20 protein-coding genes are annotated in these 21777 nt (G+C 58.7%); 2 read left to right on the top strand and 18 right to left on the bottom strand.

The annotated features are described in order from the left end of the window. Window positions 1-18: 18 nt before the first annotated feature. The 9 genes from PLU72_08320 to PLU72_08280 form a co-directional block, all read right to left on the bottom strand. Window positions 19-426, bottom strand: a complete 408-nt coding sequence (locus tag PLU72_08320; protein HOT28182.1) for a hypothetical protein — start codon at window positions 424-426, stop codon at window positions 19-21. Beyond that, window positions 423-968 carry a hypothetical protein gene (locus tag PLU72_08315; protein HOT28181.1) on the bottom strand — a complete coding sequence of 182 codons (546 nt, stop codon included), beginning with the start codon at window positions 966-968 and terminating at the stop codon, window positions 423-425. Before PLU72_08315 ends, PLU72_08320 begins: the two co-directional genes overlap by 4 nt. Before the next feature lie 7 nt (window positions 969-975). Beyond that, on the bottom strand, window positions 976-2457 hold the full coding sequence (locus PLU72_08310; protein HOT28180.1) for a hypothetical protein: 1482 nt from the start codon (window positions 2455-2457) through the stop codon (window positions 976-978). 105 nt (window positions 2458-2562) lie between these two features. Beyond that, the gene (locus tag PLU72_08305) at window positions 2563-4542 is read right to left on the bottom strand and encodes a hypothetical protein (protein ID HOT28179.1); all 1980 of its coding nucleotides are present in this window, start codon (window positions 4540-4542) and stop codon (window positions 2563-2565) included. A gap of 26 nt (window positions 4543-4568) precedes the next feature. After that, complete coding sequence (locus tag PLU72_08300) at window positions 4569-4940, bottom strand: hypothetical protein (GenBank protein ID HOT28178.1); 372 nt, start codon at window positions 4938-4940, stop codon at window positions 4569-4571. Window positions 4941-4980: 40 nt separating this feature from the next. Beyond that, a complete protein-coding gene (locus PLU72_08295; protein ID HOT28177.1) occupies window positions 4981-5418 on the bottom strand; it encodes a prepilin-type N-terminal cleavage/methylation domain-containing protein in 438 nt (145 codons plus the stop codon). Next, a complete protein-coding gene (locus tag PLU72_08290; protein HOT28176.1) occupies window positions 5409-5933 on the bottom strand; it encodes a type II secretion system protein in 525 nt (174 codons plus the stop codon). The genes PLU72_08295 and PLU72_08290 overlap by 10 nt, the downstream gene beginning before the upstream one ends. A gap of 1 nt (window position 5934) precedes the next feature. Beyond that, window positions 5935-7152 carry a type II secretion system F family protein gene (locus tag PLU72_08285; GenBank protein ID HOT28175.1) on the bottom strand — a complete coding sequence of 406 codons (1218 nt, stop codon included), beginning with the start codon at window positions 7150-7152 and terminating at the stop codon, window positions 5935-5937. 41 nt (window positions 7153-7193) lie between these two features. Continuing rightward, window positions 7194-8843 (bottom strand): GspE/PulE family protein, encoded by a 1650-nt coding sequence (locus PLU72_08280; protein ID HOT28174.1) that lies wholly within the window; start codon window positions 8841-8843, stop codon window positions 7194-7196. Between the two features lie 427 nt (window positions 8844-9270). Here PLU72_08280 and PLU72_08275 point away from each other — a divergent pair, with 427 nt between their 5' ends. Beyond that, on the top strand, window positions 9271-9543 hold the full coding sequence (locus PLU72_08275; protein ID HOT28173.1) for a hypothetical protein: 273 nt from the start codon (window positions 9271-9273) through the stop codon (window positions 9541-9543). Window positions 9544-9720: 177 nt separating this feature from the next. Here PLU72_08275 and PLU72_08270 read toward each other — a convergent pair whose 3' ends face one another. The 9 genes from PLU72_08270 to PLU72_08230 form a co-directional block, all read right to left on the bottom strand. Then, window positions 9721-11175, bottom strand: coding sequence for a tetratricopeptide repeat protein (locus PLU72_08270; GenBank protein ID HOT28172.1), 1455 nt, complete (start codon window positions 11173-11175; stop codon window positions 9721-9723). 117 nt (window positions 11176-11292) lie between these two features. Next, window positions 11293-12408 carry a molecular chaperone DnaJ gene (gene dnaJ, locus PLU72_08265; GenBank protein HOT28171.1) on the bottom strand — a complete coding sequence of 372 codons (1116 nt, stop codon included), beginning with the start codon at window positions 12406-12408 and terminating at the stop codon, window positions 11293-11295. A gap of 68 nt (window positions 12409-12476) precedes the next feature. After that, window positions 12477-14345, bottom strand: coding sequence for a molecular chaperone DnaK (dnaK, locus tag PLU72_08260; protein ID HOT28170.1), 1869 nt, complete (start codon window positions 14343-14345; stop codon window positions 12477-12479). Between the two features lie 72 nt (window positions 14346-14417). Further along, window positions 14418-15089, bottom strand: a complete 672-nt coding sequence (locus PLU72_08255; GenBank protein ID HOT28169.1) for a nucleotide exchange factor GrpE — start codon at window positions 15087-15089, stop codon at window positions 14418-14420. Between the two features lies 1 nt (window position 15090). Then, window positions 15091-16206: a heat-inducible transcriptional repressor HrcA gene (gene hrcA, locus PLU72_08250; GenBank protein HOT28168.1), complete on the bottom strand. Its 1116-nt coding sequence runs from the start codon at window positions 16204-16206 to the stop codon at window positions 15091-15093. 80 nt (window positions 16207-16286) lie between these two features. Beyond that, on the bottom strand, window positions 16287-17912 hold the full coding sequence (gene groL, locus PLU72_08245) for a chaperonin GroEL (protein ID HOT28167.1): 1626 nt from the start codon (window positions 17910-17912) through the stop codon (window positions 16287-16289). A 48-nt stretch (window positions 17913-17960) separates the two neighbouring features. Beyond that, the gene (groES, locus tag PLU72_08240; GenBank protein HOT28166.1) at window positions 17961-18257 is read right to left on the bottom strand and encodes a co-chaperone GroES; all 297 of its coding nucleotides are present in this window, start codon (window positions 18255-18257) and stop codon (window positions 17961-17963) included. Between the two features lie 166 nt (window positions 18258-18423). Then, a complete protein-coding gene (gene groL / locus PLU72_08235) occupies window positions 18424-20091 on the bottom strand; it encodes a chaperonin GroEL (protein HOT28165.1) in 1668 nt (555 codons plus the stop codon). Between the two features lie 60 nt (window positions 20092-20151). Next, window positions 20152-20439, bottom strand: coding sequence for a co-chaperone GroES (locus PLU72_08230; protein ID HOT28164.1), 288 nt, complete (start codon window positions 20437-20439; stop codon window positions 20152-20154). A 510-nt stretch (window positions 20440-20949) separates the two neighbouring features. Here PLU72_08230 and PLU72_08225 point away from each other — a divergent pair. Continuing rightward, a complete protein-coding gene (locus PLU72_08225) occupies window positions 20950-21747 on the top strand; it encodes a hypothetical protein (GenBank protein HOT28163.1) in 798 nt (265 codons plus the stop codon). Window positions 21748-21777: the final 30 nt, after the last annotated feature.

The raw sequence follows: 21777 nt of genomic DNA, 5'->3' as shown, positions 1-21777 counted from the left end.
GTAAATATATTATTATCGTTATAAGGAAAAATCGCGTTCGACGGTGCCGTATGTCACATGACAGGATCGTTCATCCGTTCTGACGACCGTGACCCCCTCGTATGAGGAGCCCGGTTTCAGCGCGATGACGTTTTCCGACTCTCCCGCGAACAGCGCGGTCCATTCGGCGTTTCCGGAACGGCGCATGCCGTACAGCTTCATGTTCTCGTAAAAGAAGGGAGTGAACGGTTTCAGCGTTTCGTGGAGAGACTCGATCAACTTCGACGCGGACGGGGAGACGATGGTCTGGACGAAGGCGATCTGGATGTTGGCGATATCGCTCATGCGGGGAGTGAGGTTCCCGAAGAGGATGTGGTAGACATTCAATCCGAACAGAACCAGGGATACCGTCGAAGCCACGACGGCGAATTTCAGCGTGTCGTTCACAGGCTCACCCCCCCTGACGCGGTGTCATCAAGATACACCATCTCGACGTTCCCTTCGACGATGACGCTGCTTCCGGCCCCGGTCACGGTCGTCCTGGTGAGGCGCAGCAACTGGGGGGCCGTCTCCATCGCGGCGAGCGCCTTGACCGCATTCGCATAGGTGCCGATATATTTGAACCGGAACGGCCAGACGACATGCATTCCTTCCGAATGGAACTTCCCCTCGGGAACGACTTCCCATTCGCCGGGAATTTGCGAACGCACCGTATCGAATGACGCCATGAGGTTCGCGCGGGCTTGGGAAAACGGGGGGAGAATGAAGGAAAGCGCCCTCTGCCGTGCCTTGAGTTGCTGGCGTTGCAGTTCGAGGGCTTTTTTCATGACCTCGCCGCGTCCGTCCGCGAGATGGCGTATCGTGGCGGTCGTATCGACGTTTTGCTGACGGCCTGCCTTGAGCTGTGAAAGTTCCGCGAGCAGAGAATAGCGCCACGGCAGGAACAAAAGCCCGATGATGACCAGATACCGCAATATTCGCTCAAACATTGAAATGTCATCCCTTCTTGGTGAGCAGACCGGTGATGGAGAAGGAAACGGTCGTTCCGCCCGGCGAGTCGAAGGAGATTTCCACCTTTTCGAGGAACGGTGACGCTTTCACGGCATCGAGATACCGAAGAGAGGATTCCGTGTCCACGGATTTCCCGGAAATGGTCACTTTGCCTTCTTTGTTCAATATTTCCAGCTTTTCGAGCCGTGTTAAGGCGGGCAGGCTTTCGGAAAGATATCGAATGAGCGTGGTTGTCTGGCCGCGCCGGGAAATGTCGGCGGTTACTCCGCTGGCTATCGTCTCGACACCGGCATACAACTCCTGGTTGGACCGATTGAGTTCGACGATCTGGTTGAAAGCCTGATTCTGTTCGATGAGCAGAGCGTTTTCCAGGGCGATATTTGATTTCAACGATCTCATGAGAATGAACGGGGCGATGCACATCACGATCATGGCGAAAAAGGCGAGCCGGGGAGATGCCGCCAGAAGACGTTCCCTCCGGGTGCGCGGGGGAAGCACGTTGATGGCCGCCGGCATGACGCCGCCCAAGAGCCAGCTCCACCTGGGAAAATCCTCGCCGACGGCCGTTTCATCTTGCATGATGCCGTTCAGCTCGATGACTCGTGCCGAGAATCTTTCGGACAACATGGACGCAAGTTGAGGCTCCGCGACGACCGGCTGGCAAAGGAACAGGGTCGGGTTCTCGGAGAGGAGCTTTCGGCCTCGAAGTTCGGCGAAAAGCGTTCCGATGTGCGTCATGATCTCCTGTCGGTTATCGGCGATCGAATTCTTGACGGCCGGGGGGACTTCCAGCGATTCCGACAGGATTCTCATGAGATCGGGCGGGGTGATCGAAAATGCGGAGAACACGGCGTTTTCGAGTTCTTTGATGGAACCGGTAAGGAGCGACCGGACCATGATGAGTTCTCCGCCGCGCCATGCAGCCAGATTCACCTGCGAATATCCGAGACTCGCGATGACGACGGTTTCGGGGTTGTTGCGGCCGAGCTGGCGGGCCGTGGCTCCGAGCAGCGCATCGAAGCCGGTTACGATGCGTTGGAGGGAATAGCCCAGGCTGGCGCAGAGTTCCTGGGCTGAGTCACTCAGGGATCGGGGAACGAACGTGACATAGACTTCCCGATTCTTGCCGTCGACCGGATTGCCCATCCGAAGGGAAAGCAGATACTCTTCTCGAGAACCGAAGTATTCATCTCGCCGAAGGCGGAGATTTCCAAGAATTTCGGTTGGTGACAAGGTCGATGGGAAATGAAACATCCGTATTCCGCATCGCTCCTGAAAAACGAACACCAGCTGCGATCCGCCGGGAAAAAACGATTGCATCTCGGTTTTGAGGAGCGGCCAGGGGGAATCGCCTACCAGCGGGATGGTCTTGCATGCCCATCCCTGGGTTTCGTGACGGACAAGCCGGGCATAGGATGATTCGATTTCGACAAAGCCCGGTTTCTGATACGTGCGAGCGGTCATCATATACCTCCGGCTTCAGGATGTGACATCAGCGGCACAATGGAGAAATATCGATTATTATACGAACTGCCTGAGAATGGCAAGAAGAACTGTTCGCCTATCGGCAGGTTACGGAAAACCCGTAACGATCGCCGGTGAAGTTTGATTGCCGCTGACGGCGCCGGTTCCGAGTCTGCCGTTGTCGCCGCGGCCCCATGAATACACGGTTCCATTCGCGGAAATCGCGAGGGAATGATACGAGCCGGCCGCGATTCCGACGATGTCGGTGAGAGACGTAATTCGCGTCGGGACGGATTTGGACACCGTCGAGCCGATCCCGAGCTGTCCGTACGAATTGTCTCCCCATGCCCAGACCGTTCCGTCATTCTTCAACGCGAGGGTATGGTAGGCACCGCAAACGACCCGTCGGACGTTCGAACAGTTTGGAACGGGAACCGGGCGATCGCGAGAAACGGTATCGCCGAGTCCGAGTTGCCCGCTCGAATTCAGCCCCCATGCCAGAAGCGACGTCGTGTTCGATTCGCTTGCGACGGCGATCGAGTGATAATCTCCGGCAGCAACGCCGATGTAAGCCGTCGGAAGTTTGGGATAGCCGCGCAGCGTATGAACGCCGATCTTGGCGGGGGAAGAGGTGTAGAACCATTTTCCATTCGCGTTCGATGCCGAGGTGCTGAGCCAGGAACTCGGCGCTTGAACCGTCAGGGTGTATGTTCCCGGATATTGAAATTCGTATGTCGTCTCCGACTCGATCTGATCGAATTTCCAAATATACCGGTTTGACGATGGATTCGTGTATGAACTGAAGATGACGTTGACGGAGTAGGTGGAAATGCTCAGATGCTGAAATTTCGCATACGAAGAAACGCCCCACAAATTCCACGGTATCGCGACGTTCAGTTCCACCGTTATGCTGGATATGCCGAATCTCGACGGGATATAGACCTGCGTCGTTCCGGGATTCGTCCTTGCGGTGGTCGTGAAAGGAGAAGAAGCGATCTCGGATATTTCGCCGCTATTGACCGTAACGGCAAAAGGCGAGTAGTTACCCGCGTCAAATCCGATCTGACCGTTGGCGTTGTTCCCCCAAGCGTAAATATGGCCTGTTTTATCGATCGCCAGAGCGTGTTCACGACCCGCGGCAATGCCGACGATCCCGATGATGCTGCTTTGCGAGGTTCGAACGGTCACCGGAACGGAGGAATTCGAGGGGGTTCCTAGCCAGGGTTTCGGATATGTGTTGCCCAGTTGTCCATTCGAATTCAGTCCCCAGGCTAGAACATTACCGTTCGGACGGATGATCGCGAGACTGAACGAGGTGCCGGCGGCGATGTCGCTCACGTTTGAAAGGTGGTCGGACCCGTTCGTGACGGCATGCGGAGCATAATACGCCGTGGTGTTCCCGGAGCCAAGCTGCCCGTAGGCGTTGTTTCCGAACGCCCACGCATTTCCGTGCATGTCGAGCACGAGGCTGTGGTCTCCACCCGCCGCGACGTTCCACCCCTGGCTGAAATCGGTTCCGACGTCCAAACAATCGCCCTTGTTCACAGGAGTCGGGGTCGCGCGCTGGGCGGTGTCGTTCGTGCCAAGCCGGCCATTCGTATTCAGTCCCCAGGCAAGGAGAGAGCCGTTCGCTTTCCAGCCGAAACTGTGAGCACCCCCTGCGGTCACGCCGGGAATGGCCGCAGGCGCGGATGACAACCGGCTGAAATCATAATCGGCGGCGACATTCCCGTGATATGCCTTGGCAGAAGCCTTGAGAAATCTGTTTCTGGCAAGCATCGTTCGACCTTCGAGAAGATCGACGCGAACCTTGAAACCATCAGGATAGGAAAATGTCGCAACGGAGTTCACGAAGCCGCAGAAGGGTTCGACGACGTTTATGTTCGCTTCGTGCAACTGCCACTGATTTGCCCCTTCGAGCGCCCAATGGATGCGAAACATCTCTTCGAATGTCTGGGGGCGTTTCGGAATGGTTTGCGCGTCATGCAGCAGAAGCGGCGCTATCGACGCTGAAACGAGAATGAGAAACAGGATTGCGGCAAGAATGTATCCTCGGTTGCACGATATCGAAGGTGTTCGTTCTCTCATAGGTTCTCCGGGCTTCGTGGGGAGGGTCATCTCAACGGATAGGCAAGCATGCGGACGGTCGCTCCGCCGGGAATTCTCTTGCCTTCGAGGCGTATGACGACGGTTTGGTCATTCGATGCATCGGTCGTTATCGAGCCCGTCACCTGTTCGAGGATGGTATGGACCTGGCCCGTCTCATCGGTCCAGGTGAGATTCTCGTCTCCGGTGAAGGCGAAACTCGATGCAAAGGCACGACTCTGGGTGATTGTGCGCGAAACGAGAAGAGCCGCTTCCATCAGACGATTGACTTCGGCGACGCGTGCGTTGCTTTCGAAAACGAGCGAAAACTGCATCATGAGGGGGCCGAGAGATATCCCGGCAAAAATGGTGGAAAGGGCGATGACGGAAAGGAGCTCCATCAACGTGAATCCTATGCGTGCATATCGTTTGTTCATGACATCAGTGGGTTGTGACATAGGTGATGATTTCAGAGCGCGCTCCGGTTGTCTCATCGGTTACGGCGACATGAAACGGCATGGCGGGAGATCCGCCGAACGTCATGCCGTATCCGGTCACTGAGGAAACGCTCGAAGACACCGTGAGTGCCGAGGAGCCGTCAGGATGGGCGGGTGATGAGGTCAGAAGCGGGCCTGCGGTGCCGCCCCCCTGAATATGGCGGCTCACGACGGTCAGGGCGGCGGTATCGCTTGCCGCCTGGACCAGCGTCAGGAGATTGTGAACGGCGATCTGACAGCGGAACCTGCCGATGGTCTGAGAATTGGAAAACGAGTAGATTGAACCGAAGTAGGCGAGGCTCATGGAGATCACCGCGACTAAGGGGATCGCCACGAGGATCTCGGCAAGAGAAAACCCTCTGGAAAATGATTTCACAACCATCTGCACCCTCGTCCGCCGCCGCCGCCCGAAGAACCGCCGGTTTCGGCAGTTCCGGCAGTCGGTTGCGGAATTGGGATTCCTTTGCCTTCGAGGGTGATCGTCCGGATTTCTGTGCCGTCGGCTCTTGCGAGCGTCAGGACCGCTTGGTTCCCGTATGGGGTGAAAGAGATGTTTCCGAGCGGATCGAACCCGGCCTCTATGGCCGAAATCTGAGTGCCGTCGAGAGATATCGATTTGATCACATAACCGGACGGAAGAGCCTGCTGGTCGGACTGCATCGTAAACGTCGACGTCGCGCTGGTAAACGAAATTCGCCCTCCGACGACCCTGCCTGCAAGGCCGGCACTGCGTGTTTGCTGTATGGCTCCGAGGATGATCCGACTGGCGGTTTCGTCTGATGCCGCATGCGAATCCACGAAGAAGAGCGGTAGGACGAGGGGAGCCGCAACGATCGCAACGGCACAGGTGAGCAGAAGCTCCCATAGGGAAAAGCCTGAAGGCCCGGTTCGCTTCATATCAGGCCTTTTTGATCATGAAGCTCATCTGGTAGATGGGCACGAAGACGGATAGCATGATGAAACCGACGATGACGGCAACGCCGAGGATCAAGAGCGGTTCGAGAAGGCTGAGAGCCGATTTCATGGCTGTCTGCAGCTGATCGTCATAGAACTCGGCGATTTCCTTGAACATTTTGTCGAGAGCTCCGGTGCGTTCGCCGGTCTCCACGAGCTTGACGGCCATCGGAGGAAAGATCGGATTTTGTTCGAGCGCTTGCTGGAGGCTTGCTCCCCGTTCGATGTGCTCACGCATCTTGATCACGACTGATTTGGGGGTCGTCATCTCGATCGTGTTCTCGATTGCTATCAGAAGTTCGCGCAACGGAACTCCGGCGGCAAGCAGCATGGAAAGCGGCTCGGAAATCAACACCACATGGTATTTCTGCACGACCTGCCTCAGAACGGGGAGAAGCATGGCTGCTTCCCCGAGGTGACATTGAACGGTCGAATTGAACAGCGTCAGAATGCCGCCGACGACGGCGGCGGCGAACAGCCCGCCGACCAATCTGATGTGTTCCTCGATCAGCTTGCTTCCGGCGATAAGGGCCCTGGTCGTGACGGGAAGCTCGACTTTCGCGGACTCGAACAATACGGCGAACTTGGGGACGGCGAAAACGACCAGGACCGTGACGACCAGCGTCGCGACGCAGAGAAGGAGCATGGGATAGGCAAGCGATCCCAGGATCTGGTTTCTCAGGGAAAGGCGACGCTTGCTCGTCGATGCCAGTTTGGCGAGAACCTCTTCGAGAACGCCACCAGTTTCACCGATTCGGACCATGGCAATCATGAATCTGTCGAAGATTTCCGGATGCCGGGAAAGGGCTTCCGAAAATGATTTGCCGGCGGCCACATCGAGCCTGACGTCCGAAAGCGCCTGCTTGAATACCGTGCTGGTTTCGGTTTGTTCCAGCGATTGCAGGGCTTCGGCAAGGCTCACGCCGCACTTGATCATGATCGAAAGTTGCAGAAGAAATGTATTGAGCGTTTCCGCGGAAACGAACGAGAACAATCGAATCTCGGAACTGAGGGAGGTGGCGCTCGACGTTTCGACAAGCGAGGCGACCCACAGCCCTCGTGACGTGAGTTCGGCCATGGCGGCGGAATCATCGCTCGAAGTAAGTGTTCCGCTGACGGTCTTGCCTTCGCTGTCTTTTGCCTGAAACTCGTATATAGCCATTGGTTCTCCTGATAATCAGCCCTGGGGCGCGTGGAAGCGCGTCAAAGGACTCTGGCCAGCTCCATGAAGCTGGTTTGCTTATGACGAATTTTGGAAATGCCCGATTCCAGCAACGGAACCATTCCGTTTTTGACGGCCTGTTCCTCGAGTTGACGGGTTGTCGCACGGGCAAGCATCAATTTCCTGATCTCGTCGGTTACCGGCATCACTTCCTCGATACAGCCCCGACCGCGATATCCGATGCCGGCACACGCGGCGCAGCCTTTTCCCCGGTAGCTCTGGAAGTCGGGGTCGAAGCGCTTGCGAATCTGCTCTGACAGCTCTTCTTCGACGAGACAATTCGGGCAGTTCAAGCGTACGAGACGCTGGGCGATGGTGCCGAGGAGGACGTTCGCGGCGAGATACGGTTCGACGCCGATCTCGGTCAGGCGCACGGGCACTTCGGCGGCGATGCCGCAGTGAATCGTCGAAAAGACCAGGTGGCCCGTCATCGCGGCATTCACCGCGAGATTGGCGGTTTCGCCGTCCCGGATCTCGCCGATGAGAATGATGTCCGGATCCATTCGGAGGATGGAGCGAAGGCCGGTTGCAAACGTGAGATCGACTTTGGGATTGATCTGAATCTGATTGAGCAGCGGAAGTCTCTTTTCAACGGGATCTTCGAGGGTGATGATCTTCTTCCGCTCTTCATTCAGCTTTTGCAGAATCGCATACAGCGTCGTCGTTTTTCCGGAGCCGGTTTGTCCGGCAATGAGAACCAACCCGAAATTGCGCGAGATGAGTGATTCAAGTTTTTCCAGACCGGCCGGGCTGAAACCAAGATGGGTGAGATCCATGGCTTGATTGTCACGATTCAGAACCCTGATGACGGCATTCTCACCGTCAATGCACGGACAGATAGCCACGCGAAAGTCGACTGGCTGGTTATCCATCGTCATCATGATCCGACCATCCTGGGGAATCCGATGTTCGCTGACGTCAAGTCGTGCCATCACCTTGATGCGCGATACGATCAGCTGATGGAGATGCTGCTTGGGTCGGAACATCGTTTTCAGCATGCCATCGATGCGATACCGGATATGAAACTCGAGATTGTCGCGCTCGACATGAATATCAGAAGCATGCTCTCTAACCGCCCCCTGGAGGATCTGATTCACGAACTTCACGATCGGGGCACTTTGAATCTGTGCATCGGCCGCTTCCAATTCGTCGATTGACGTTTCGTTTTCGATGAGCTGAACCTGATTGATGCTCTCGTCGAGTCTCTCCCGACCGGCGTAGTAGCGGGAAATGGCGTGTTTGATCTGGTGGGTGGAGGCTATGACCAACACGATGCGCCGCTTGATCTTGCTTTCGAGGTCAGCAAGAATGCTGATGTTGAGAGGATCCGATGTCGCGACCACGAGCGCCCCCGATTTGATGTGCAGGGGAATCACGTTGAGTTGTCGGGCAAGCTGGGCCGGAATCTCGTGAAGAACCGTCGGATCGACGACCAGTTCGTCGGCGTCGATTCTAGGTATTCCGAACTGACTCGACAGCGCCGTCTGAAGATCGTCTTCGGTTATGAAGCCCATGTCGATGAGGGCTGCGCCGAGCCTGATCTTCTGCTTCTCGCTGACAGCAAGCCCTCGTTGCAACTGCTCATGCGTGATGAGAGCTGCATCTACCAGATAACTACCGATTTGCTTCATTAAATTCCTTAGAATATATAACGATGACGGAAATAGTCAGACAAGTATTATATTCTACATTCTTCGGGGAAGTCAATAGGGTGGAAATCAATCAGTGCGTATCGGCAAGAATTTTCAGAGTGCGGTGGGAAACAAGGGTGTGTTAGCGCTGGCGTTTGTTAAGCCGTGCCTGTCCTCGCAATTTGAGGAGCCAGAGACCTCCGAATATCAACAGAAAAACGGAAATGCCATAGAAAACGTTCGAATAATCCGGGCGCCAGACATCGGCTGCAACCCGATATGCGGCGTGGAATGAAAGATAGAGCGCTGCTATGCATCCTTTCGGGAGAAATTGACGCTTCGTCAGAGCATGCAGAGCCAGGAAAACGGAGATGAGAAAGCATGCTTCGAAAAGAGGGAGGGGAAGGCCGATCGTTGGAGGGGAGTGATGGCCCGGAAGGGGAAGATCGAATCGCGAATAGGTGATGATTCCCCAGCAGCAGCCGTTGAAAAAGCAGCCCGTTCTCCAGCAGGCAGTTGCCAGGGCCATCGCCGGAGCGGCAGCATCGAGCAGTTCGGGGAGCCTCGCGCGAACCACCTGGGCGGCTGCGGCAATTCCGATCACGACGCCCAGCACGAAACCGTGAAACGCGAACCCGCCTCGCTCGAAATGCAGCAGCTCCGACAGGGTCGGCAGCCTGCCCAGAGCCAGGAAACCTGAAAAAAGCCTGGCCCCGAGAACACCCAGGATGAGCGCAGATATCGAAGCCCCGAGAGCCGATTCCCGCGGCACCGAACTGCGAATGAAACCCGACGTTGAATACGACAGCCAAGCAGCCACTCCGATGGCGCCGGCAACATCATAGAAGTTGATGGTCGAGGTCATCGAAAAGGGGCATCAGAGGCCCAGCATCCAGTCGTTCAGTTCCTTCTGAAATTCGGAGAATTCCATGCCTGCCGCCTCGTTCAACGAGTCGTCGAGCCAGTCGCCTTTGCCGATTGAGTTCAGAAGAGCATCGACGGCCTGCCAGCCCCAGCGCTCGATCAGGAACCTCATGGCGAGATACGACTGGAGATACCCGAGGCCGATCTGGTAGCCGTAGGTCTGCTGGGCGGGATTGAGATTGATCTCCTTGAGCGGGATGAAATGCTTCTCGCCGATGATCTTCGACTGGAACAGCCGCTCATAATCAGGGCGAAGCACCGTCGGATCGCCGTTCGCGAACTTGAACTCCTCGTAGACCGCGAGCCCCTCGTTGACCCAGGTCGGGCACCGGTTGTTGGTGCGCATGTTCACGATCACGTGCGTGAACTCGTGGGCGAGAATGCCCTTCACGGACTGGAGGTCGGAATAGCCCTGCTGAAGAGGAACGAGGATCTTCTCGCCCTGGGCGAGGGCCCCGACCCAGCGGCCGGAGTTGTTGATCTCGTAGAACTCCTCGGTCAGGAAGAAGATGACGTTGATTTTAATGTCAGGTTTATACATCAGGTCGGATGTCACCTGGTCGTAGACGTCCTCGAGGACCTCCATCGTCACGTCGCCGATATCCTTCTGGGAGGAGCCGGCGTAATGGATCACGAACCGCTGGTTCTCGTCCGTCGTCGTTCCCGCGATCGAGGCCGACTGCTCGCGCGCTTTTCCGATCATGGTGCGGAGCGCCGCGCCTTCCTCCTGGTTGGGAATGTGCTTGAGAGCCTCTTCCCAATACTCGACCGCCTTGTCGTAGTCCTTCAGTTCGTAGGCGCAGCGTCCGAGGAAATACAGGAGGAGATAATCCTTGGGGATCTGTTTCTGGGCGCGCTCGAAGAGGGCCTGTGCCTCCTCGTATTTCATCATTTTCAGCTGCGAGATGCCGAGCTTCATGATCGTGTCGAGATGCTCGGGACGCTGAGCGACCGCGGCTTCCAGCTTCGGAACGGCGGCCTCGAAATTTCCGCGGGCGAACAGCGCCTGGCCCCATTGATACTGAACGTCGAACGAATCGGGCATCACGTCTGCCGCTTCCATGAAGCATGCCTCGACATCGGGGAAGGGGGCTGCCTTGAGAAGGTTCGCCTTGCGAAGAAGGAGAGCCGATAACACGATGCGCGTGTCGGGGGAACGCGAATCGGCGGCGAAGCTTTTCCGGTAGATCTCGAGCATGGTTTCGGTCTGCTCGAGATTCATCCGCGAGAGCGTATGGAGGTTTTTCAGAAGGTCCTCGGCCTTGCCGGAGTCCTGGGAAACGGTCGGGACCGCATCATTCGCCGCCGGAGTCTCGCAGAACGCGGGGGCAAGAAGACCCGCCAGGAGGAGGGCGTGGGGAATCACCCTGAAAATGCGCCTCGAAAGGCCGAAAGTGATGCACCGCATGACAAACCCCCCATTCGACATTGAACGTTCCTCTTTCATTATACAACACCTTGAATGCAGCGTAGGGGCGGGTTTGAAACCCGCCCCTACGGAACATGACAGAAAAATCCGGCCCGTTCAATGGCCTCCGAGGGCCTGCTTCACCTTGTCGAAGAAGGACTTGCCGCCCTCGCCGAGCTTGGAATCGGCGTCGCCGTCCTCGGCCGCGAGCTGTTTGAGGAGGTCTTTCGCCTTTTCGCTCAGATCGGTCGGTGTGCGGACGAAGATCTTCACGAGCTGGTCTCCCTGGCCGCCCTGGAGTGACTTCACGCCGTAGCCGCGGAGCCGGAACACCTTGCCGGTCTGGGTGCCGGTCGGGATCTTGATCTTGACCGGGCCCTGGAGGGTCGGAACATCGACTTCCCCGCCGAGAGCCGCGAGTGGGAAGCTGATGTTGCGCTCGCAGACGATATCGTCACCGACACGTTCGAACAGTTCGTGCCTGCCGACCGTCAGGACGATGTACAGGCTGCCCGGAGGACCGCCCTTGTCACCGGCTTCGCCTTCGCCCGTGAGCTTCAGTTTGCTGCCCGTCTCGACGCCGGGCGGAATCTTCACGTCGAGGCTTTCGCTGTGCTTGACGCGACGCTGGCCGTGGCAGGTATTGCAGGGCTTGTCGATGATCTCACCCTCGCCCTGGCACTGGTGACAGGTGCGTTGGATCGAGAAGAAACCCTGGGCGAGGGAGATCGTGCCTTTGCCGCGGCAGACCGGGCAAACCTTCCGGCTGCTTCCGGTCTGGGCGCCGGAGCCGCCGCACTGGGTGCAGTTTGCCGAGCGCTGGACCGTGATCTTCTTCTCGCAGCCGAACACGGCCTCCTCGAAGGTGATCTCGAGGTCATATCGCAGGTCGGCGCCGCGGCGGGGGCCGGCCTTGTGACTCGCGCCGCCGAAGAAGTCTGACAATATATCGCCAAATATATCGCCGAAATTTCCGAACCCCTGGAAGTCGGCTGGGTTGAAGCCGGCCCCTTCGAGCCCCTGGTGGCCGAACTGGTCGTAGGCGCTGCGCTTCTTCGGATCGCTGAGGATCTGGTAGGCCTCGTTTATTTCCTTGAACTGTTCCGCGGCCTCTTTCGCCGGGTTCACGTCGGGATGGTATTTGCGGGCAAGGGTGCGGTAGGCCCGCTTCAGTTCGGCCTCATCGGCGTTTTTCGCGACGCCGAGAACCTCGTAGTAGTCACGCTTGGCCATCTGTGTCTCCTGGAATCGCGGCGGCCATGCGGAGCGGACCCTGGCGGCCCGCCCCGCGTGTCGTCAACTCATTCTGCTTTCTTGAATTCGGCGTCGACGACGTTATCGTCTTCCTTCTTCGAACCCTCGGGATGTGTTCCGCCGGCGGCCTGGGCACCCGGTTGAGCGGCTTCCTGCGCCTGCTGCTTCTCGGCCGCTTCCTTGTAGACCATCTCGGCGACCTTGTGGGCGACCTGCATCAGCTCGTCGGTCTTTTTCTTGATGTCTTCGATATCGTCGCCCTCGAGCGCCTTCTTCAGTTCGGCGCTCTTCGATTCGATCTGGCCCTTGAGGTCGGCGGGGACCTTGTCGCCGAGCTCGCGGAGGTTCTTTTCGGTCTGGTAGACGAGGCTTTCGCCCTGGTTCTTCGCCTCGATCTTTTCCTTCTGCTTCGCGTCCTGCTGGGCGCACTGCTCGGCTTCCTTCACCATGCGGTCGATCTGGTCCTTGCTGAGGCCGGACGAACTGGTGATCGTGATCGCCTGCTGCTTGCCCGTGGCCATGTCCTTCGCCGAAACGTTCACGATGCCATTCGCATCGATATCGAACGTGACCTCGATCTGGGGAACGCCGCGCGGGGCCGCCGGAATGCCGACCAGGTCGAAGCGGCCCAGCGTCTTGTTGTCTGCCGACATCGAGCGCTCGCCCTGGAGGACGTGGACCGAGACGGCCGGCTGGTTGTCGCTCGCGGTCGAGAACACCTGGCTCTTCTTGGTCGGGATCGTCGTGTTGCGGGGGATGAGGACCGTCATGACGCCGCCGAGGGTCTCGATGCCGAGCGACAGCGGGGTGACGTCGAGCAGGAGGACGTCCTTCACTTCGCCCTGCAGGATGCCGGCCTGGATCGCCGCGCCCATCGCGACGCACTCCATCGGGTCGACGCCGCGCTCGGGATCCTTGCCGAAGTGGTCCTTGAGAAGCTTCTGGACGATCGGCATGCGGGTCGGGCCGCCGACCATGATGATGTGGTTGATGTCGGTGCGCTTGAGGCCCGCATCGCGCAGGGCATTGTCGATCGGGGGCTTGCACCGCTCGATGATCGGGTCGATCAGCTCCTCGAGCTTCGACCGGGTGAGGGTCATCAGCAGGTGCTTGGGGCCGGCCGCCGTCGCGGTGATGAAAGGCAGGTTGATGTCGGAGGTCGAGGTGGTGGAAAGCTCGATCTTGGCCTTTTCGGCCGCCTCGCGCAGGCGGGTCATCGCCATCGAGTCGCCGGAGAGGTCGATCCCTTCCTTTGCCTTGAAATCGCTGACGATATAATCCAACAGCGATTTGTCCATGTCGGTGCCGCCCAGCTGGGTGTCGCCGTTCGTCGAGAGAACTTCGAAGACGCCGTTGCCGAGTTCGAGGATCGTGACGTCGAGCGTGCCGCCGCCCAGGTCGAACACCAGGATCTTGCGTTCACCCTGCTTGTCAAGGCCGTAGGCGAGGGCCGCGGCCGTCGGTTCGTTGATGATGCGCTTGACCTCGATGCCCGCGATCGCGCCGGCGTCCTTGGTGGCCTGGCGCTGGGCGTCGTCGAAGTAGGCCGGAACCGTGATGACGGCGCCGGTGACCTTGTCGTTCAGGAACGCCTCGGCGTCGCGCTTGATCTTCTGCAGGATCATCGCCGAGATCTCCTGCGGCGTGTACTGCTTGTCGTCGATCTTGACCTTGTGGCTCGTGCCCATCTTGCGCTTGATCGCGTGGATGGTGCGGTCCGGGTTCGTGGCCGCCTGGCGGCGGGCCGGTTCGCCGATCAGGCGCTGCCCGTCCTTCGTGAAGGCGACGTAGCTCGGAAACGCCTTTCCGCCGATCGACACGCCCTCAGCGCTCGGGATGATGACGGGCTTGCCGCCCTCGATGACGGCCGCAGCCGAGTTCGACGTTCCAAGATCGATTCCGATGACCCGTGACATGTATTGTTCCTCCTGTCTGGTTGCGTGCGGCCTCGCCGCGGCGCTGTATGTGAAAGGATATAATAAACTCGGTTATTTGTGGTTGATGACGACTTTCGCCGTTCTCATGACGCGTTTCTTGAACATGTAGCCCTTTTCATACTCCATCAGGACGACCTCGTCGTCCTGGTTCGGATCGGTGCTCTTCGACATGGCTTCATGCAGGTTCGGGTCGAACTTCTGCCCCTTCGCCGGGATCGGCTTGAGCCCTTCCTTTTCGAGCACGTCGTTGAACTGGAAGAAGAGCATCTCGAAGCCGTCCATGATCTTGGCCTCGACCTTCGCGTCGGTCAGCTGGCGCATGGCTGACTCGAACGTGTCGAGCACGGGCAGAAGCTTCTTCACGAACGCCTCAGAGCCGTATTCCGACATCTCGAGCAGCTTCTGGTCGGTCCGGCGCTTGAGGTTGTCGTAATCAGCCAGGGCGCGATGATACCGGTTCTTCGTTTCGGCCAGTTCCTTCTTGATGCCGTCGACTTCCTTTTTGAGGGTTTCGAGGGGATCCTCGGGCCGGGCCGCTTCGGCCTGCGGGGTCTCGCCCTGGGGGGCTTCAGCCTGGGTTGCGTTGGTGCCTGCGGCCGGTTGCGCGGCGTTTTCGCTCGCGGCCTGTTCCGGAGCGGGCGACGGCGCAGCCTCGGGGGCCTGCTGTGTCTTGTTCACTTCGGCTGTCATGATCGTCTCGCTTTCTGGAAGAATGCTTGCCACACTAACTGTCGCTCCCGGAGCGGCTTCCCGGGGTCGGAAGCGCCGAGAGCAGGAGATCGCTCAATGCCCGCGAGATGTTGCCGAGCGTGGCGACGACGCGGGCGTAATCCATGCGCAGCGGCCCTATCAGGCCGATACGGCCGAACGACTGGTTCGGGCCGCGATACCGCGCGGTGACCACCGACAGATCGGTTACCGCAAGACCGGAGTCGGAGCCGATATTTACCATGATATCGTCTCCGCTTTCAAGGCTTCGCGCCATGAGATGAAGAAGTTGTTCCTTTCGGTCGAGAAGCCCGATCATCTTGCGCATCTTCTCGGGATCGCTGAACTCGGGCTTGTCGAAGCAGTTGACGAATCCCTCGAGGAAAATCGCGTCGGAGGCAGGGTTGGAAATGGCCGTCCGGACGCGCTCGGTGAGCTGCGCGATCAGGTGGTTGTGCCGGGTCAGCAGATCCTTCGAGCGCCGCAGGAACTCGGCCTCGGCGTCGGTGATCCGGTTTTCCGTGAGTTCGGCGCGAAGATGCAACGCCAGTTTCTGGAGCTCTTCGTCCGTCGTCTCGGCGGGAATCGTCACCAGGTGGTCGGTGATGTGGCCGCACTCGTCGACCATGACCAGCATGGCGGTCGTCTCGAGGACGCGCACGATCTGCAGGTTGCGCACCGCGTTTCCCGATTTGCAGGGGGCGAGGACGAGGCCCGGCAGGCCCGTCTGCTCGCACGCGACCTTGATGGCGGTGCGCAGGACCTCCTGCTCACGGGATCGGCTTTGGATGCGGCTGTCGAGAAGGGCCATGACGGCGTTCTCGATCTGGCCGAGGCGATCGTATTCGAGCAGGAAGTTGACGTAAAAACGGTACCCTTTTTCCGTGGGAATGCGGCCGGCGGACGTGTGCGGCGAGAACAGATAGCCCATCGACTCGAGGTCGGCCATCTCGTTCCGGATCGTGGCCGGGGAGCATGACAGGCTGCTGAAGCGAGAAATGGTGCGGGAGCCGACCGGGATGCCGGTGTTGATGAAGGCGTCGCAGACCTCCTTGAGGACCCTGCGCTGGCGGTCGTTCAAATCAGGGGCGAGACGCTCGAACGTCTCTGCCTGCCTCCGTGGATCACCCATCGATACTGCGTCTCCCTGGTTCAGGAAAGCCCCCCCCGGCCGTGAGAGCGCCGGGGAGGGCCGTTTCAGTGCTGAGCGGATCAGTAGTCCATGTCCATGCCGGGGGCGGCGGGGGCGTTGGACTTCTTCTCGGGCAGTTCGGCCACGAGCACTTCGGTGGTGAGCAGGATCGAAGCGATCGAGGAGGCGTTCTGCAGGGCCGAGCGGGTGACCTTCGCCGGATCGATGACGCCGGCCTTGAACATGTCGGTGTAATCGTTCTTCACGACGTCGAAGCCGTAGCCGTTGTTCTTCTTCTCGAGAATCTTCTCGATGATGACGGAGGCTTCGAGGCCGGCGTTGGTGAGGATGAACCGGATCGGGGCGTAGAGGGCGCGGCGGACGATGTCGACGCCGATCTTCTCGTCGCCTTCGGCCTTCAGCTTGGTGAGAGCGGGGAGGGCGTTGAGATACGTCACGCCGCCGCCGGCGACGACGCCTTCCTCGACGGCCGCGCGGGTCGCGGAGAGAGCGTCTTCGACGCGGGTCTTGCGTTCTTTCATCTCGGTCTCGGTCGCGGCACCGACCTTGATGACGGCGACGCCGCCGCTGAGCTTGGCCAGGCGCTCCTGCAGCTTTTCTTTGTCATAGCTGCTGGTGCTCTGGTCGATCTCGGCGCGGATCTGCGCGATGCGGGCCTTGATGTCGGCGGGCTTGCCGGCGCCTTCGACGATCGTGGTCTTTTCCTTGCTGACGACGACCTTCTTGGCCTGGCCGAGCATGTCGATCGTGGCTTTCTCAAGCTTCATGCCGATGTCTTCGGCGATCTTCTTGCCGTTGGTGAGGATCGCGATGTCTTCGAGCATGGCCTTGCGGCGATCGCCGAAGCCGGGAGCCTTCACGGCGACGCAGTTGAAGGTGCCGCGGAGCTTGTTCACGACGAGCGTGGCAAGGGCTTCGCCCTCGACGTCCTCGGCGATGATCAGCAGGGGCTTGTTGACCTGGACGATCTTCTCGAGCAGGGGCAGGATGTCCTTGATGTTGTTGATCTTCGACTCGGTGATCAGGATGTAGGGGTTCTCGAGAACGGCTTCCATGCGCTCCTGGTCGTTGACCATGTAGGGGCTCACATAGCCCTTGTCGAATTCCATGCCGTCGACGAACTCGAGAGTGGTGTCGAAGCTCTTGGCTTCCTCGACGGTGATGACGCCGTCTTTGCCGACTTTGTCCATCGCCTCGGCGATGACCTTGCCGATCTCGGGGTCGCGGGCCGAGATCGTGGCGACCTGGGCGACGCTGTCCTTGTTGTCGTCGACCTTCTTGGAGAGGGTCTTGATCTCATCGACGACGGCGTGGACGGCGCGCTCGATGCCGCGCTTCACGAAGCTGGGGTTGGCGCCGGCGGCCACGTTCTTGAAGCCCTCATGCACGATGGCCTGGGCGAGGACGGTGGCGGTGGTGGTGCCGTCGCCGGCCACGTCGTTGGTCTTGCTGGCGACTTCCTTCACGAGCTGGGCGCCCATGTTCTCGAACTTGTCCTCGACCTCGATTTCTTTGGCGATGGTCACGCCGTCATTGGTGACGGTGGGGCTGCCGAACTTCTTGTCGAGGATGGCGTAACACCCCTTCGGACCGAGGGTGGCGCGAACGGCATTGGCGACGATGTCGACGCCGTGCTCGAGCGAGCGGCGGGCTTCTTCCCAGTATTTGAGTTGCTTGGCTGGCATTATCAATATCTCCTTATATAATACTTATGCGGGTGAGATGACGGACGATCAGTTGATGATCGCAAGAATGTCCTCTTCGCGCAGGATCAGATAGGTGTCGTCGTCGATCTTGATCTCGGTGCCGGAATACTTGGCGAAAATCACGCGCTGATCCTTCTTGACCTCGGGAGCCACGCGGGTGCCGTTGTCGGAGACCTTGCCGGGGCCGACGGCGATGACGGTGCCTTCCATCGGCTTCTCTTTGGAAGCGGTCTCGGGAAGGATGACGCCACCCTTGGTCTTTTCCAGGGCCTCGCGGGGTTTCACGATGATGCGGTCGTTGAGAGGGGTCAGATTGAAAGCCATTTCAAATTCCTCCTGATATATTTGATTATTGATGAATGTAGCTGAATGATCGAGATACGACGGGAACGATTCATCACAGAGTCACAGATGCACAGAGTTTTGGGAACATTTCATTCTCCGTGTCTCCGTGACTCCGTGGTTTGTCGTTTCCCGGCGGTTTCGGGGATTACATCATCCCCATGCCGCCCATGCCGCCCATACCGCCCATGCCGCCCATACCGCCCATGCCGCCCATGGCCGGGGCCGGCTTGCTGGTTTCGGGCAGTTCGCCGACGAGCACTTCGGTGGTGAGCAGGATCGAAGCGATCGACGCGGCGTTCTGGAGCGCCGAGCGGGTGACCTTGGCCGGATCGATGATGCCGGCTTTGAACATATCGGTATAGTCGTTCTTCACGACGTCAAAGCCATATCCGTCGCCCTTGTGGTTGCGGATCTTGTCGATGATGACGGAAGCTTCGAGCCCGGCGTTCGAAAGGATGAACCGGATCGGCTCGTAGAGAGCCTTGCGGACGATATCCACGCCCACCTTGGTCTCGCCTTCGGCCTTGACGGTATCGAGGGCCTTGAGGGCGTTGAGGTAGGCAACGCCGCCGCCGGCGACGACGCCTTCCTCAACGGCCGCGCGGGTCGCGGAGAGAGCGTCTTCGACGCGGGTCTTGCGCTCTTTCATTTCGGTCTCGGTCGCGGCTCCGACCTTGATGACGGCGACGCCGCCGCTGAGCTTGGCCAGGCGCTCCTGCAGTTTTTCTTTGTCGTAGCTGCTGGTGCTGTGGTCGATCTCGGCGCGGATCTGGGAGATGCGGGCCTTGATATCGGCGGGCTTGCCGTTGCCCTCGATGATCGTCGTCTTTTCCTTGCTGACGATGACCTTCTTGGCGGTGCCCAGGTGCTCGAGCGTGGTGTGCTCGAGTTTCATGCCGAGATCTTCGCTGATCTTCTTCGCGCTGGTGAGGATCGCGATGTCCTCGAGCATGGCCTTGCGGCGGTCGCCGAACGCGGGGGCCTTGATGGCGACGCAGTTGAAGGTGCCGCGCAGTTTGTTCACGACGAGGGTGGCGAGAGCCTCGCCCTCGACGTCTTCAGCGATGATCAGCAGGCTGCGCTTGGTCTGGACGATCTTTTCGAGGACGGGGAGGATGTCCTTGATGTTGTTGATCTTGTTCTCGGTGACGAGAATGTAGGGGTTCTCGAGAACGGCTTCCATGCGCTCGGCGTCGGTGACCATGTAGGGGCTCACGTAGCCCTTGTCGAACTCCATGCCGTCGACGAACTCGAGGGTGGTGTCGAAGCTCTTGGCTTCCTCGACGGTGATGACGCCGTCTTTGCCGACCTTGTCCATCGCTTCGGCGATGACCTTGCCGATCTCAGGGTCGCGAGCCGAGATCGTGGCGACCTGGGCAACGCTGTCCTTGTTATCGTCGACCTTGCGGGAGAGCTTCTTCAGCTCATCGACGATGGCCTTCACGCCGAGTTCGATGCCGCGCTTCAGATAAATCGGGGTGGCGCCGGCGGCGGTGTTCTTGAATCCCTCATGCACGATGGCCTGGGCGAGGACGGTGGCGGTGGTGGTGCCGTCGCCGGCGATATCGTTGGTCTTGCTGGCGACTTCGCGCACGAGCTGAACGCCCATGTTCTCGAAGCGGTCGGCGACCTCGATTTCCTTGGCGATCATCACGCCGTCGTTCGTGATCGTGGGGCTGCCGTAGCTCTTGTTGATGACGGCATAGCACCCCTTGGGGCCGAGGGTCGAGCGAACCGCATTGGCGACGGTATCGACGCCTTTCTCGAGGGACCGGCGGGCTTCTTCGCCGTAACGCAACTGTTTGGCTGCCATTGTGTGTGTCTCCTTTGGTACGTGATATCGGCCGCGGACCGCGACCGGGAATTACGGGGATTACTCGATGGCCAGGATCTCGTCTTCCTTGATAAGAAGAAGCTTTTTGCCTTCGATCTCGAATTCGTCACCCGCATACTGCGAGTAAACGACGCTGGAGCCGACCTTGACTTGCATGGGGATCAGCGTCCCTTTCTTGTTGCGGGCGCCGGCGCCGACGGCGATGACCTTGCCGCGCATCGGGCGCTCCTTGGAAGCGGTCTCGGGCAGAAAGACGCCGCCCTTGGTCTTCGCTTCCTTTTCGAGGAGTTCGATCAGAACTCGGTTGCCGAGGGGGTGAATGTTCATGAGTTCCTCCGGGTGTGCGTGGTTTTCTTTTTTTGTTAGCACTCGCCAACGCCGAGTGCTAACAGGTCGTATTAATACGGTACACCTCGCTCCAATGGAAATCCCGAAGAATTTTAAAAAAACACGATTATAAGCATTTTATAAAATAATACGTTTATTTACGTCGTATTTCTCACGAAATCGTGAGGTAATAAAAACTGAACCGTTCGGTTGGTATCTCCGTCTCATTTTAAGCCATGCGGGTTGAGTTCTCCTGCTCATCCGCGCCTTTCCCGAAGTCTGATGTGGCAAGGGAAGGTGGGCCGTTCGTTTTTCAGGCTCAACACGAACGGGGGGCGAAATTTTGCGGTATGTCTTCCTCGAAAGGCCAAGCGAGAGCAGAGAAACGGATGGAGAGGAGGAAAATTTGTAACAAATGCTCTTTGCGGGAAAAAATAAGAATGTTACTATGAACGCAGCGGATGACCATCCATTCCGAAAGGGGCTCACGGGGCGAACAGTGAGAGGAAGATGAGCAACGACGAGAAGAAACACCCGCTCGAAAAAATAGATCCGAGCGATGTTCGGGTGCTTGTGGTCGGTCTGATTCTACTGGTCATACCCGTGATTTTTCTGGTGTACCAGTCGCGCGGACCGAAGGGCGGATTTTCGTCGGGTACCGTGAAGGAGCGCTTGGCAAGCGGACGCGGAGGCTTTTCTTTCATCCAGAAATCTGGCGGAGGGAAGCAGGTCGCCGCCGCCGTGAGCGCTCCGCCGAAGGTCGACAAGCAGTGGAACGACGTTGTTCAGAGGGTCATGAGCGCCCCGCCGCCGGCGCGGATGTTCGACGGGTATCCACCGACGGCGAAGGAATACCTTCAGGCCCAGTACAATCCGCTCATTCGGCGGGCCGGCTTCCTCTTCGAGCAGGGGAGTCCGGTCGAGGCGGTGAAAATCCTCCAGGGCATTCTCGAGGACGAAACGGACAACCCCTTCCTCCATTTTGCCGCGTCCCACCGGTTGTGCCGGTATTACCAGGCGAACGGGATGAAAGACCTCGAAGAGAAGGAATTCGCGCGTCTGCTCGAGATCATGCGCCGGATTCCCGAGATGAGCAATATTGCTCAGTATATGAGAGGCTGCATGGAGTTTGTGCGAAAATCCCCGGATCTGATCGCAAAATACTCCCAGGATCCTTCCGTGAGGCAGTATCTCCAGGAGTATACAGGTCGTCCGGGTATGCCGGTGGGATCCCGTCAACTCATGGACCAGACCTCGAACATCCTGTCGAATCTGAACCTGCTCTCGGCGCCGCACCAGGCGAAATGATGGGGGGCGCCGTCCAGCTTCCCGGGCACA

This window comes from Candidatus Ozemobacteraceae bacterium, assembly GCA_035373905.1.
Classification (GTDB): Bacteria; Muiribacteriota; Ozemobacteria; order Ozemobacterales; family Ozemobacteraceae; genus MWAR01.
This window is presented reverse-complemented; position numbering and strand designations above follow the sequence as displayed.

Coding starts and splice junctions, on each gene's coding strand:
- PLU72_08230 (HOT28164.1), bottom strand. CDS start 20,439: ATGAACATTCACCCCCTCGGCAACCGAGTTCTGATCGAACTCCTCGAA.
- PLU72_08295 (HOT28177.1), bottom strand. CDS start 5,418: ATGGTTGTGAAATCATTTTCCAGAGGGTTTTCTCTTGCCGAGATCCTC.
- PLU72_08290 (HOT28176.1), bottom strand. CDS start 5,933: ATGAAGCGAACCGGGCCTTCAGGCTTTTCCCTATGGGAGCTTCTGCTC.
- PLU72_08280 (HOT28174.1), bottom strand. CDS start 8,843: ATGAAGCAAATCGGTAGTTATCTGGTAGATGCAGCTCTCATCACGCAT.
- PLU72_08315 (HOT28181.1), bottom strand. CDS start 968: ATGTTTGAGCGAATATTGCGGTATCTGGTCATCATCGGGCTTTTGTTC.
- PLU72_08270 (HOT28172.1), bottom strand. CDS start 11,175: ATGCGGTGCATCACTTTCGGCCTTTCGAGGCGCATTTTCAGGGTGATT.
- PLU72_08285 (HOT28175.1), bottom strand. CDS start 7,152: ATGGCTATATACGAGTTTCAGGCAAAAGACAGCGAAGGCAAGACCGTC.
- hrcA (HOT28168.1), bottom strand. CDS start 16,206: ATGGGTGATCCACGGAGGCAGGCAGAGACGTTCGAGCGTCTCGCCCCT.
- PLU72_08310 (HOT28180.1), bottom strand. CDS start 2,457: ATGATGACCGCTCGCACGTATCAGAAACCGGGCTTTGTCGAAATCGAA.
- PLU72_08275 (HOT28173.1), top strand. CDS start 9,271: ATGGCCCGGAAGGGGAAGATCGAATCGCGAATAGGTGATGATTCCCCA.
- groES (HOT28166.1), bottom strand. CDS start 18,257: ATGGCTTTCAATCTGACCCCTCTCAACGACCGCATCATCGTGAAACCC.
- dnaK (HOT28170.1), bottom strand. CDS start 14,345: ATGTCACGGGTCATCGGAATCGATCTTGGAACGTCGAACTCGGCTGCG.
- dnaJ (HOT28171.1), bottom strand. CDS start 12,408: ATGGCCAAGCGTGACTACTACGAGGTTCTCGGCGTCGCGAAAAACGCC.
- PLU72_08225 (HOT28163.1), top strand. CDS start 20,950: ATGAGCAACGACGAGAAGAAACACCCGCTCGAAAAAATAGATCCGAGC.
- groL (HOT28165.1), bottom strand. CDS start 20,091: ATGGCAGCCAAACAGTTGCGTTACGGCGAAGAAGCCCGCCGGTCCCTC.
- PLU72_08305 (HOT28179.1), bottom strand. CDS start 4,542: ATGAGAGAACGAACACCTTCGATATCGTGCAACCGAGGATACATTCTT.
- PLU72_08300 (HOT28178.1), bottom strand. CDS start 4,940: ATGGAGCTCCTTTCCGTCATCGCCCTTTCCACCATTTTTGCCGGGATA.
- groL (HOT28167.1), bottom strand. CDS start 17,912: ATGCCAGCCAAGCAACTCAAATACTGGGAAGAAGCCCGCCGCTCGCTC.